The sequence below is a fragment of the Dyella halodurans genome (assembly GCF_026283925.1).
Classification (GTDB): domain Bacteria; phylum Pseudomonadota; class Gammaproteobacteria; order Xanthomonadales; family Rhodanobacteraceae; genus Dyella; species Dyella halodurans.
On the sequence record NZ_JAPDPF010000002.1, the window covers coordinates 605933 to 618391 of the forward strand.

The window sequence follows — 12459 nt, forward strand, 5'->3', positions numbered from 1 at the left end:
TGACCACTTCACGGCCATGCCTGCGCGCTTGGCCCGTACGGTTTTGTGATCGGAGCTCGTCATGTTTTCGCATCGAATGTTGACGCGTGCCTTGCCGGCACGCCGCTGGCTGTGCCATGGGTGCATAGCCCTGTTTCTCGTCGCCTCTTCCGCCTGGGCGGACCAGCCCACAACGGCCCTGTCATTGGAAGCCGCGACGCGGCGGGCGACGGAGCACGCGCCCCTGCTGGATGCGCGCCTTGCCTCGCAAGATGCCGCCCGCGAGGAAGCAGGACGCGCAGGTGCCTTGCCGGATCCCCAGCTTGCCGTCGGCATCGAGGATCTCGCCATCCATGGGCCGGGCGCGTTTACCGCCGGCGGCGACCCCCAGACCCAACGCACGGTCGGGCTTACCCAGGTGCTGCCGTCGCGGGCCAAGCGGCAGGCACAGCGAGACCTCGCCGGCGCCCATGTCGAACAAGCCACGTCGACCACGGTAATGACCCAGCTCGCGATCAAGCAACAGGTCGCCGCCGCCTGGATCAACGCGTGGGGCGCTCACCACGAAATCGAGATGCTGCAGGCCATGCGGCGCGAGTGGGCGGTAGACGTCGCGGTCGCCGAAGCACGATTGCGGGGCGGCACCGGCTCTGCCGCCGACGTGCTGGCCATGCGCACGGAAGCGCTGGATCTGGAAAACCGCATCGATGATGCGACCTCGCGTGAATACCAGGCTCGCGCGGCCTTGGGGCGATGGCTGGGTACGCCGGTCAAGGAGCCGCTGGCCGACGCGCCGGACTTCAGCGTGCTTCCGCACGACGAAGCTTCCTTGCTGGCCAGCCTCGATCAGCAAGGCAACCTGCTCGACTGGCCCGCTCGCGAACACGCTGCCGAAGCTGCCGTGGAGGTGGCCAAGGCCGAGAAGCATCCCGAGTGGAGCGTTGGTTTCACCTACGGCTCGCGTGTTCGCGGCCTGTCCGACATGGTGTCGTTGCAGGTCGGCGTGAGCTTGCCCTTGTTCACGCACAATCGACAGGACCGCGGCATCAGTGCGCGTGCTGACGACCTCGATGCCGTGCGTGCCGAGCACGACGATGCGCGGCGGCAGCAGGCCGAAGCGGTGCAGGCCGCCTGGGCGCAATGGGACGCACTGGGCCGGCAAGCGCGTCGGCACCTCGACCAACTTTTGCCGCAAGCAAACGATCGCGCTGCGCTGGCCTTGGCTACGTATCGCGGTGGCGGTGACATCCAGCCCTTGCTGGAAGCGCGTCGCGACGAAATCTCCCACCACACCGACTATGCCCGCATGCTGACCGAATACGGTCGCGCCTGGGCAGCCTTGACCTATCTGCTGCCCGAGGGGAATACCCCATGAAACGCGCACTCTTGATCCCCTTCACGCTCGCCGTGCTGCTGGTCACCGCCATCGTCGCCTACTGGGCTGGCCGCCACGGCAACGGTTCGGCAGCAACTTCCGCCGATCAGTCAGCCAGCACTGGATCGCCAGCGCCGGCTGCAAGCGCCAAGCCGTTGTACTGGTACGACCCGATGATTCCCGCCGAGCATCACGACAAGCCTGGCTTGTCGTCGATGGGCATGAAGATGATCCCCAAGTACGCCGATACCGGTGCCGACCAGGGCGTCGTACGCATCGATCCAGCCACCGTGCAGAACCTGGGCGTGCGCATCACGGCGGTCGAACGTCGTGCCTTGCCAGCGAGCGTGCAGGTGCCGGGCACGATCAGCTGGGATCTGCGCCAGGCCGTCGTCGTCAGCGCACGCGTGGACGCGGTGGTGAGCAAGCTGTATGCACGCGCGCCGTATACGAACGTCGCTGCGGGCGCCCCACTGGCCGATTTGCTCGCCCCGCAATGGAGCAGCGCCGTGGCCGAATCACAGGCCTTGCAGCACGTGCAATCGGACGAGGCCAAAGCATTGCGCGGCGCAGCGCAACAACGACTGCAGGCCCTCGGCCTGTCGCCAGCCGATGGCCGATCGATCGGCCGTGGCGGCCAGATCACCTTGCATGCACCGCAAGCAGGCGTGATCAGCACGCTGGACGTGCGTGAGGGCCAACGCGTCAACGCCGGGCAAACACTGATGACAATCAACGGACTATCCACCGTGTGGGTCGAGGCAGCCTTGCCGCAAGCCGTGGCTGGCACGGTGCACGCGGATACACCCGTCACCGTCCACGTCGATGCCCTGCCCGGACAAGTGTTCCACGGCCACGTCGAAACGCTGCTGCCCGATATCGACATGACCACGCGCACGCAGCGCGCACGCATCGTGCTCGCCAACCCGGATGGCGCGCTGAGTCCCGGCATGTTCGCCACCGTGCAGCTCAATCCGAGTCCGGGCCAGGCGGTGCCGGTCGTGCCCGACGATGCGCTGATTTCCACAGGCGAGCACGCGCGGGTCATCGTCGCCGAAGACGGCGGACGCTTTCGCGCCGTCGCCGTACACGCCGGACGTGCAGCCGGCGGCTATACCGAGATTGTCGATGGCCTCACCGGTGGCGAGAAGGTGGTGATATCCGGCCAGTTCCTGATCGATTCGGAGGCCAGCTTGTCCGGGGCGCTGGATCGCTTGAATGACCCCGCGGCGAAGCCCGCACCCGCGACCGGTGCACCGATGCCGGGAGACCACCCATGATCGCCGCCCTCATCCGTGCCGCGATCAAGCATCGCGTGTTCGTGCTGCTGGCCGCCCTGGCGTTGGCGGTGGCCGGCGTGTTCGCGGCGACGCAGACCCCGATCGATGCCCTGCCCGATCTGTCCGACACCCAGGTGATCATCCAGACCAACTGGTCGGGCCAGTCACCCCAGGTGATCGAGGATCAGGTGACCTATCCCCTGGCCACCACCATGCTCTCGGTACCTGGTGCCAAGACGGTCCGCGGCTTTTCGTTTTTCGGCGGCTCCTACGTCTATGTGTTGTTTGACGACAACACCGATCTCTACTGGGCGCGCTCACGCGTATTGGAGTACCTGAGCCAGGTCCGCGATCGCTTGCCAGCCGGTGTCAGCCCTTCGCTGGGCCCGGACGCCACCGGCCTGGGCTGGATCTACGAATACGCCCTGGTCGATCGCACGGGGCAACACGACCTCGGTCAGCTGCGCGCCTTGCAGGACTGGTTCTTGCGCTACCAGCTCAAGACCGTACCGGATGTGGCTGAAGTCGCCAGCCTGGGCGGCATGGAGCAGGCCTGGCAGGTCGTGCCTGACCCGCAACAGCTGGCCGCGCGCAATGTCACGGTGACCCAACTGGTCGAGGCCATTCGTGCCGCCAATGGCGCGAACGGCGGCTCGGTGATCGAGCAAGCCGAAGCCGAATTCATCGTGCGCAGCGAAGGCTACCTGCGCAGTCGCGAGGACTTCGAACGCGTACCGATCACCGCCAACGCCGGTGGCGTGCCGGTCCTGCTACGCGATGTCGCCTCGGTGCGACGCGGCCCCAGCTTCCGGCGTGGCATCACCGAACTGGACGGCCAAGGCGAAGTCGCCGGCGGTGTGGTCGTGTTGCGTACCGGCAAGAACGCCAAGGCCGCGATCGCCGCCGTCAAGGCCAAGCTCACCGAACTCAAGCACAGCCTGCCGCCCGGCGTGGAGATCGTGCCGACCTACGATCGCTCACAACTGATCGATGCGGCCGTGGAGAACCTGTGGGGCAAGCTGCTGGAGGAATTCATCGTTGTCGCCCTGGTCTGCGCGCTGTTCCTTGGCCACATGCGTTCAGCCCTGGTGGCCGTGATCACGCTGCCGCTTGGCGTACTGGCCGCCTTCATCGTGATGCACCTGCAAGGCGTGTCGGCGAACCTGATGTCGCTCGGTGGTATCGCCATTGCCATCGGCGCGATGGTCGACGCGGCGGTGGTGATGATCGAAAACACCCACAAGCATCTGGAGCATTGGCGTGATGCGCACGCTGGACAGGAGCCCCAGGGCGCCGCGCACTGGACCCTGGTGGCCGAGTCCGCAGCCGAAGTGGGTCCGGCACTCTTCGTCAGCCTCCTGATCATCGCGCTGTCGTTCGTGCCGGTGTTTGCGCTGCAAGGCCAGGAAGGCAAGCTGTTCAAGCCACTCGCCTTCACCAAGACCTATGCGATGGCCGCAGCCGCCGGCCTTGCCATCACCCTGGTGCCGGTGCTGATGGGTTATCTGGTGCGGGGACGCATTCGTGCCGAGCGCGACAATCCGCTCAATCGGGGCCTGATCGCGCTGTATCGACCGATCCTGGAAGCCGTGCTGCGTTATCCGAAGGCAACGCTGTTACTGGCTGGCATCCTGTTTCTCAGCGCCGCAATTCCTTTCAGCCGCCTGGGCAGCGAATTCATGCCGCCGATGGATGAAGGCACCCTGCTGTATATGCCGACGGCGCTACCCAGCCTGTCGGCCGGCAAGGCCTCGCAACTGGCGCAGCTCACCGACCGCATGATCAAGACCGTGCCCGAGGTCGACCACGTGTTCGGCAAGGCCGGACGCGCCGAGACCGCCACCGATCCGGCACCGCTGGAAATGTTCGAGACCACGATTACCTTCAAACCAAAGAACCAGTGGCGGCCGGGCATGACCATGGACAAGCTCAAGCTCGAACTGGACAAGGCCGTGCACGTGCCCGGATTGACCAACCTGTTCGTGCCGCCGATCCGCAATCGCATCGACATGCTGGCAACCGGCATCAAGAGCCCGATCGGCATCAAGGTACTCGGACCCGATCCGTCCACGTTGCAAACCGTGGCCGACCAGATCGAAACGGTGGCCAGGCACGTGCCCGGCGTCAGCTCCGCGATTGCCGAGCGCGCCGAAGGCGGACGCTACGTCAATGTGCACGTACGTCCCGATGATGCAGCCCGCTATGGCATGACCCAACAACAGGTGCAAGAGACCATCGCCACCCTGGTGGGCGGCGATCCGATTGGACAAACCGTGCAGGGACGGGAGCGTTATCCGATCGTGGTTCGCTATCCACGTATCGAACGTGATTCGATTGCGGCCTTGCGCCAGTTGCCGATTGTCGCCGGCAGTGGTGCGCAACTGACCCTGGGCCAGGTCGCCGATATCACCCTGGATGTCGGGCCGCCCATGCTGAAAAGCGAGAATGGGCAACTAGCGACCTATGTTTACGTGGATACGGTCGGCCGCGATCTCGGTGCCGTCGTTGCCGACTTGCAGCGCACGGTTGCGCAACAGGTGACCCTGCCGCCGAGCATCACCTTGGCCTGGTCGGGGCAGTTCGAATACCTGGCCAGTGCCATGGAGCGCCTCAAGGTCGTCGTGCCCATCGCGCTGGTCATCATCTTCGCGCTGATCTATGCAGTGTTTCGCCGAGCCAGCGAAGCGGCCATGATCATGGCCAGCGTGCCGCTCGCCCTGGTCGGCGGACTATGGCTGATCTGGCTGCTGGGCCACGCCGTATCCGTGGCGACCATGATTGGTTTTATCGCCCTGGCCGGTGTCGCCGCCGAGTTCGGCGTGGTGATGCTGCTGTACCTGCGGCACGCCTGGGAGCATCAGCTCGCGCGCAATCCCAAGGCAGGCGCCACCGAGCTGGACGATGCGATTCGCGAAGGTGCCGTGCAGCGCGTACGCCCAAAGGCGATGACTGTCGCGGTGATTCTCGCCGGCCTCTTCCCCATCTTGCTGGGTCACGGTGCTGGCTCCGAAGTCATGCAGCGCATCGCGGCACCGATGGTGGGCGGCATGCTCACGGCGCCGCTGCTATCCATGCTCGTGATCCCCGCAGCATTTCGTCTGCTGGTCCTGCATCGCTTGCGCAAGGCCAGCAAGGCAAACGTCGCACTGACGCCGAGCCAGGGAACCACCCCATGAAGAGCCCCCGTCCTCCTACAAAGGATCAATGGCAGCAGGAACCTTCCTGCTGCTTCGGTGGGCAAGGCACCGTGCCGTAGGAGCAGAACACGCAACAGTCGCCCTCCTTGGGCCGCAGCCATTCGCCGCAAGCGAGGCAGTCGTAGAAGAACAGGCAACTGTTGGTGGGCATCTGCTCGATGGCGTGATGCCCGCAGAACGGGCAAGTCACCGTGCTTTGCAGGACGAGTGTCTGTTTGGCATCCAACGTCGTACTCCAGGAGTGACCGGTCTCAAACCGAACCGCAGCCATGCCGATGTCAGCACATCGATGCCACCCCGCGCAAAGAGCAAGGCAAGCAGCGTCCCAAAAGCCGGATCGAGCCACGCCCAGCCGGTCCAGGTGATCAAGGCTATCCACCGGCTGCCTGTTGACTTATTTCGATAATTTCGGAATTATCGAATCATGGAAACAAAAGCCGCCCTCGAAGCCCTCAGCGCCCTCAGCCACGATTCCCGGCTGGCGGCATTTCGCCAGCTGGTTCAGGCCGGCCCCGGTGGCATGTCGGTGGGCGAGCTGCGTGAACTGCTGGACCTGCCCCCAGCCACGCTCACGGCGCACCTCAACATCCTCCGTGCCGCCGCCCTGGTCCACGACGAGCGCGAAGGCCGCGTGATCCGCGTACGCGCGAACTACCTGCAAATGAACGCCCTGCTGGCCTACCTCACCGAGAACTGCTGCGAAGGCAAGGTCAGTTGCGATCCCGTATCCGTCTGCAAGCCCAGCCATTCAGGAGCCTCCCGATGAATCGCTTTCACGTCCACCTCAATGTGTCTGACCTGGCGTCCAGTGTGCGTTTCTATTCCAAGCTGTTCGCAGCGGAACCGACGGTGCTCAAGTCCGACTACGCCAAATGGATGCTGGAGAATCCGCGCGTCAATTTCGCCATCTCCAACACCGGGCGCGCGCCTGGCGTCGATCACCTCGGCATCCAGGTGGACAGTGAAGGCGACCTCGCCGAGCTCGGCCACCGCCTGGATGCAGCCGGTGGCGCTGTCGTGCCCGAAGAGGCCACCATTTGCTGCTACGCGCAGTCCGACAAGCTGTGGACTGAAGATCCGCAAGGCACGCGCTGGGAGACTTTCCACACCCTCGGCGATGCCACGACCTACTACGCAGCCGACGCCGCCTGTGCCACGGACGGAGCCGCCTGCTCCCCCGACGTCCGCAGCGTGAAGCCCAAGGTCGACAAGGGTACCGGTTGCTGCGCACCGCAGTCCGGTTGCTGCTGAGCAGCCGCCATGGATAGCACGCCATGACCGAAGCCGCTTACAACGCGCTCTTCCTATGCACCGGTAATTCTGCGCGCAGCCAGATGGCGGAAGCCCTGCTCAATGCGATGAGCAAGGGGCGCATACATGCCTACAGTGCAGGCAGCCATCCAACGGCACATGTTCAACCGCTCGCGGCTCAGCTCATCGCAGACCTGGGCATGCCGACCCACACGCTGCGCACCAAGAGCTGGGACGAGTTCGCCCAGCCCGGTGCCCCGGTGATGAATTTCGTCATCACCGTCTGCGACGACGCCGCTGGCGAAATCTGTCCGGTGTGGCCAGGTCATCCTGCAATGGCGCACTGGGGAGTACCCGATCCCGCACGGACACCAGACGATCCTCAGGCCTTCAAGAACGCCTGGCAGATCCTCCGCCGCCGCGTCGAGCTGCTGCTGGCGCTCCCGCTCGGCAAGCTCGATCAATTGGCGCTTGAGCAGCAGCTGCACAAGATTGCCCAACAAACACCACACTCCTGATGGCCACCATGAAGCGCGTCCTCTTCGTCTGTATCGAAAACTCCAATCGCAGCCAGATGGCTGAGGCCTTTGCGCATATCCATGGCGGTGACCACATCGAAGCGCTGAGCGCCGGCTCAAAACCATCGGGGCAGATCAACCCGAAAGCCATCCGCTTCATGTCTGAACTGGGTTACGACCTGACAACCCATGACTCGAAGTCGCTCGAAGAGATCGACGGCGAGTTTGATGCCGTCATCACCATGGGCTGCGGCGACAACTGTCCGTGGGTGCCGGCCAAGCGCCGCGAAGACTGGGGGCTGCCCGATCCCAAGCACATGGATGACGATGGCTATCGAGCGGTCCGCGACGAGATCTCCGCTCGTGTGAAGGCCTTGTTGGTGGCGCTGTGATGTCGCTATCGCGCAAGCTTCTGGCCGAGTTCCTTGGCACCGCGCTGCTTCTGGCCACCGTTGTTGGCTCGGGCATCATGGGTGTGGCGCTTTCCCACGGCAATGATGGCATCGCGCTGCTAGCCAATGCGGCGGCAACGGCCGGTGCCCTCTATGTGCTGATCGTGCTGTTTGGTCCGATCTCGGGGGCGCATTTCAATCCCGCCGTGACGCTCGCCATGCGGCTGCGTGGCGAGCTTGGCAACCGCGAAGCCGCGGCCTATATCGTCGTGCAGGTGGTGGCGGCCGTGGCCGGCGTCCTGCTGGCGCACGCCATGTTCGACCTGCCTTTGCTTCAGCCCGGCACGCATGAGCGCACGGGCCTGGCGCAGTGGCTCAGCGAGGCGGTTGCCACCTTCGGCCTGCTGCTGACTATCCTGCTCGGCGCAAGGCATCGGCCCACGGCGATTCCCGCGCTGGTGGCAAGCTACATTTTCACGGCCTACTGGTTTACTGCCAGCACTTCGTTCGCGAATCCGGCCGTGACCGTGGCACGCTCACTGACCCAGACCTTTGCCGGGATCCGTCCCATTGATGTGGCCGGCTTCGTGGCGGCGCAGCTCCTCGGCGCGCTCGTGGCTTACGCTGCAGCGAGCCTGCTGATTCCATCCCAAACAAACACTCAAGCTGACGGGATGGAACCCGGCCGGGCTTTGCCAAGTAGTGTCTCGCGCCCGCCAAGCAAGCAGCGCCGCCGAAAGGCGGCACTGTAGCCATCAAACGTGGGCGCGGGATTCGCTATGGGTGTTGCGGCAGCGTGTTCTTGTAGATCTTGCCGTCCTTCATGATCACCACGAAATTCTTCGCGGGGTCGGCGACAAGCTTGATGTTGGCGATCGGATCGCCGTCGACCAGCAGCAGGTCGGCGAGCGCGCCCTCCTCCACTACACCCAGCTTGCCCCGGTAGGGGCTACGCTCGCCCGATAGCGCCAGCAGTTCCGCGTTGGTACTGGTGGCCATGGTCAGCGCCTCGGCCGGCGTGTACCACTTGGTGAGGCTTGCCAGCAGCGCACCTTGACGCTTGGCCAGGTCGGGCGAGAACAGGACGTCGGAGCCGAAGGCCGTCTTGAGGTGATATTTCTTCGCGAGCTCGTAGGCACGATCCGTCCCCTTCATCACCTCGAGCGCCTTCTCGCGTTCGTCGGAGCCGGGCGGGAAGATTTTCTCCATGCCGTCCGGGAACGGCTGGATGCTGAGCCAGACTCCCTTTTCGGCCATCAACTTCGCGGTAGGCTCGTCCATCAATTGCCCGTGCTCGATGCACTGGACGCCCGCCTCAACGGCACGCTGCATGGCCGGCGGCGTGTACGCGTGCGCGGTGACATAGGTGCCGCGGTCCTTCGCCACTTGCACCGCAGCGGTCAGCTCGGCCGGGGTGAACGTGATGACATCGATCGGACTGTGGGGCGACGACACGCCGCCGCTCGCCGTCAGCTTGATCTGTGACGCTCCCAGCAACACTTGCTCGCGCGCACGCCGCGTCACCTCGTCGGGCGAATCGGTGACCTTGGCGGCGCCGAGCTCCTCCATGCGCGCCAGCGGCATGCCTTCGATGCGCGGCACCTCGAACAACTGGCGGAAGTCACCGTGGCCGCCGGTGACCGTGAGGATGGCACCCGACGGAAAGATCCGCGGGCCCACCACTAAACCGTCGTCGATGGCACGCTTGAGGGAGAAGGCCGGGCCGCCCAGGTCGCGTACGGTGGTGAAGCCGCGCATCAGCGTATCAGTGGCCTCGGCGGCGGCGAGCAGCGTGGTGTAACCGAGGTCGGCGGTCAGCGCCTGCGCGGGTGAGGGCCGCACCAACATGGCGTGCCAGTGCGCGTCGATCAGCCCCGGCATGAGGGTGCGGCCGCCGCCGTCGATGATCGTGGCGCCCTTGGCGGCGTCCGCCGGGATGGCCGTGGTCGAAATCTTCTCGATGCGGTTGCCGCGTACCAGCACGTTCGACGGGCCCGACAGCGATGCACTCTTGCCGTCGAAGACATGCACGTTGTTGAACACCACGGCCGCAGCCTGCTGCGCCTGTGCGGCCAGCGGCGCGGCGAGGCTCAGAGCGAGCGCCAGGACAGACGTCAGCAAACGTCCCCTGCGGACGGTCCGGTGTTGCGGCGTAGCCGTATGCATGCGGAGACTCCCCTATTCCTGGTTCATGGAGGAACGGAACTTTGAGACGGCGGGACCGATAGTAAGTGCGCACTCTGTCAAGAGCGTGTGCAGAGTTCTTGTGAAGGCGGGATTGGCGTTGCGGCTGAGGGATACGCCCCTGGAACGGGGCGGCAGAGCGGTTGAGTGCGGCCCGCCACCGGAAAACCTCAAGGAACTCGTCATTCCCGCGAAAGCGGGAATGACGGGGAAAAGCGGTTTTCGAACCCACCACCGATGGCTAGCATCTATTTCCTGCGGATGCTCCGCTTGGCAAGGCAGCGCAGCCTGATCAGCCGCTTGAACAGGCCGTCCCCACCATCAAACCGCCGCATGACAAGGATTGTCTTATGGGCCTGCGGGCCCTTTTTCCCCAACCCAATCCGCCCACCGCAAAATCCCACACGCGGATGAGGCTTTCCCTATTTACAGGATCGACTCCAGGCACGGATGTTGGCGCTCCAGTAAATGTCCCGCCCTTTAGGAGCCGCTCAACCTGGGTTGTTGCACGCGCTCCCGTTGGTCGAAGCACGGGTACCGTGAGCCGCACTTGGTCACTTCGGTCTTAGCCCAGGGAGAGTCCACTGGCGCATTGCCAGTCGCCTACGCACCATCGGAGAAGACAGTGGAGATTATTGCCTACGCCATTCGCGCCTTTCTCAATATCACCGCCTCAGGACTCATGCTTCTCATTGCGGTAAGTGTGCTCATCCCAGCAATGGATTCATCCGCGGACAGCCCCAGTTGGAAAAATGCTGACGTGGGCGGCGCGCTTGTACTCCTGGCGTTGGCAGTCTTCAGCGGCTATCTCGCCGTACGTTTCTGGCGACATCAACCCAAGGTCAACTCATTGGCCACATGCGCGATCCTAAACGGACTTGCGTGCATGGCATTTCTGGGTGTCTTGGCGATGTACGTCCTGAATCACTGAGGTGAACCTCACACCGCTCCTCAATACGCCACCGGAAATTAACGCCATCACTTGCCAGGCAGACAAAGCTTCCGGCACCGGAGTCGAAAATGGCGATTGACATCTCTCTCCAGGCCCTTAACGCCAAGACTCTGTCCAGTTTCCTGGTCATCGCCATCCTTCCGCTCGTCATCGTCGGTGTCGTCACCTTTTCCATGGCTGACGGCAAGTCCCAGCGAATAGTCATAGGGGGTAGCCTCCTCCTCTTGGCCCTCGTGCTCTCCACGGCCTTCTACTGGCAGGCGTCAGCGATTCGAATCAAGGCCACGCCCGATGAGTTGACCGTGGGAGGCGGCCTCTATCAGGTCTCGCTTCCTATGAGTCAAGTCGAAACCAAAAACATTCGGGTTCGCGCCAAGGACGACAAGAATCATCGCGTCGGCCCGCGTACAAATGGAATCGGCATGCCCGGGTTCTCTCTTGGCTGGCATAGAACAACTGGCGACGTAAAGGCGTTTGTTGCGATCACCGTCAGCGACAAAGTTGTCGTCATTCCCACCCGAGCGGGTTATGACATCCTCGTGTCGCCACCCGATCCCGATACCTTCGTCGCTGAAATGAGAAATCTCTAGTCCATAAGAAGCGGATTTAGGCTCACAGCTATCGCTAGACTTCAATCGGAAGAGTGAACCTGGCCGCGCTCTTCCGGGACGAACACGACTGAGGCCCGACGCGAAAATCGCGTCGGGCCTCTCCGTAGTTATCGCAATCCTGACCTATCAATCGTGCGATCTTGCCACCACGCTGCCATCGTTAGGATCGACCTTCAGGTTCACGTCGCCACCTCTCGTGCTCCTGGCCTCGGCATTCCACAGCCCGTCCTCGAACTTCACATGCTTGATGTCCTGAAAGCCGGCGGAAGTCAGCTGGGCACTCACCTCGTTCTTATTGAGCTTGGACGGTCCATCGGCTGGGTAGATCCTGCCGTTGATGGGTCCAACCGCTAGCTTTGCCCATTGCTTGTTGCCGCCGCGGGCCTCGGTGCGCCACACACCATCCTTGAACTCCAGGCCCTTCACTTCCTTGTAGCCAGCATTGGCGATCGCCGTCTTGATGGCATCCTCCGTCAACGCACCCATGGGCGGTTTGGACGTCCACGTCGTCACCGTCGTCGTGGTCTGGGTCGTTTCGGTGGCACTGCTCGCGGATTGCGCGGTGGCAGGAAGATGTTGAGCGGATGCGATGCCGCAAATTGACAGTCCAATCACTAAAGGAAGCATGCGCTTGACCATGATGAACTCCTTCTGCTGTTGACACAGATGGTGTTGTAAGCGTGCGCACGCCCCATTGAAGCCACCATGAACTGGCGGCCT

Annotated in this window: 13 protein-coding genes; 10 read left to right on the forward strand and 3 right to left on the reverse strand. The window is 63.6% G+C overall.

All coding sequences use genetic code 11. The features are described from left to right. The first annotated feature begins 61 nt into the window (after positions 1 to 61). Genes OUZ49_RS06325 through OUZ49_RS06335 form a run of 3 tightly spaced genes read left to right on the forward strand, consistent with a single transcriptional unit; the run spans position 62 to position 5810 of the window. The gene (locus tag OUZ49_RS06325) at positions 62 to 1354 is read left to right on the forward strand and encodes a TolC family protein (protein WP_266149218.1); all 1293 of its coding nucleotides are present in this window, start codon (positions 62 to 64) and stop codon (positions 1352 to 1354) included. Beyond that, positions 1351 to 2634 carry an efflux RND transporter periplasmic adaptor subunit gene (locus OUZ49_RS06330; protein WP_380004192.1) on the forward strand — a complete coding sequence of 428 codons (1284 nt, stop codon included), beginning with the start codon at positions 1351 to 1353 and terminating at the stop codon, positions 2632 to 2634. The genes OUZ49_RS06325 and OUZ49_RS06330 overlap by 4 nt, the downstream gene beginning before the upstream one ends. Next, on the forward strand, positions 2631 to 5810 hold the full coding sequence (locus OUZ49_RS06335) for an efflux RND transporter permease subunit (protein ID WP_266149219.1): 3180 nt from the start codon (positions 2631 to 2633) through the stop codon (positions 5808 to 5810). The genes OUZ49_RS06330 and OUZ49_RS06335 overlap by 4 nt, the downstream gene beginning before the upstream one ends. Positions 5811 to 5835: 25 nt before the next feature. Here OUZ49_RS06335 and OUZ49_RS06340 read toward each other — a convergent pair whose 3' ends face one another. Beyond that, positions 5836 to 6057, reverse strand: a complete 222-nt coding sequence (locus tag OUZ49_RS06340) for a GDCCVxC domain-containing (seleno)protein (protein ID WP_266149220.1) — start codon at positions 6055 to 6057, stop codon at positions 5836 to 5838. 198 nt (positions 6058 to 6255) lie between these two features. On the opposite strand from OUZ49_RS06340, the gene OUZ49_RS06345 reads away from it, so the two are divergent. The 5 genes from OUZ49_RS06345 to OUZ49_RS06365 are packed head-to-tail and all read left to right on the forward strand — an operon-like array spanning position 6256 to position 8744. Continuing rightward, a complete protein-coding gene (locus tag OUZ49_RS06345; RefSeq protein WP_266149221.1) occupies positions 6256 to 6597 on the forward strand; it encodes an ArsR/SmtB family transcription factor in 342 nt (113 codons plus the stop codon). Continuing rightward, positions 6594 to 7082, forward strand: a complete 489-nt coding sequence (locus OUZ49_RS06350; RefSeq protein WP_266149222.1) for an ArsI/CadI family heavy metal resistance metalloenzyme — start codon at positions 6594 to 6596, stop codon at positions 7080 to 7082. Before OUZ49_RS06345 ends, OUZ49_RS06350 begins: the two co-directional genes overlap by 4 nt. A 23-nt stretch (positions 7083 to 7105) precedes the next feature. Beyond that, positions 7106 to 7600, forward strand: coding sequence for an arsenate reductase ArsC (locus OUZ49_RS06355; protein WP_266149223.1), 495 nt, complete (start codon positions 7106 to 7108; stop codon positions 7598 to 7600). Positions 7601 to 7608: 8 nt separating this feature from the next. After that, positions 7609 to 7992 (forward strand): arsenate reductase ArsC, encoded by a 384-nt coding sequence (locus OUZ49_RS06360; RefSeq protein WP_266149224.1) that lies wholly within the window; start codon positions 7609 to 7611, stop codon positions 7990 to 7992. Next, entirely contained in the window at positions 7992 to 8744 is a 753-nt protein-coding gene (locus OUZ49_RS06365) for an aquaporin (protein ID WP_266149225.1), read from the forward strand. The genes OUZ49_RS06360 and OUZ49_RS06365 overlap by 1 nt, the downstream gene beginning before the upstream one ends. A 25-nt stretch (positions 8745 to 8769) precedes the next feature. Here the strand turns inward: OUZ49_RS06365 and OUZ49_RS06370 are convergent, their stop codons facing one another. After that, positions 8770 to 10038, reverse strand: coding sequence for a metal-dependent hydrolase family protein (locus tag OUZ49_RS06370; protein ID WP_266149226.1), 1269 nt, complete (start codon positions 10036 to 10038; stop codon positions 8770 to 8772). 763 nt (positions 10039 to 10801) lie between these two features. On the opposite strand from OUZ49_RS06370, the gene OUZ49_RS06375 reads away from it, so the two are divergent. Both OUZ49_RS06375 and OUZ49_RS06380 read left to right on the forward strand, forming a co-directional pair. Further along, complete coding sequence (locus OUZ49_RS06375) at positions 10802 to 11107, forward strand: hypothetical protein (protein WP_266149227.1); 306 nt, start codon at positions 10802 to 10804, stop codon at positions 11105 to 11107. 89 nt (positions 11108 to 11196) lie between these two features. Beyond that, positions 11197 to 11718, forward strand: coding sequence for a PH domain-containing protein (locus OUZ49_RS06380; protein WP_266149228.1), 522 nt, complete (start codon positions 11197 to 11199; stop codon positions 11716 to 11718). Between the two features lie 147 nt (positions 11719 to 11865). Here OUZ49_RS06380 and OUZ49_RS06385 read toward each other — a convergent pair whose 3' ends face one another. Beyond that, the gene (locus tag OUZ49_RS06385; protein ID WP_266149229.1) at positions 11866 to 12378 is read right to left on the reverse strand and encodes a PepSY domain-containing protein; all 513 of its coding nucleotides are present in this window, start codon (positions 12376 to 12378) and stop codon (positions 11866 to 11868) included. Positions 12379 to 12459 lie beyond the last annotated feature (81 nt).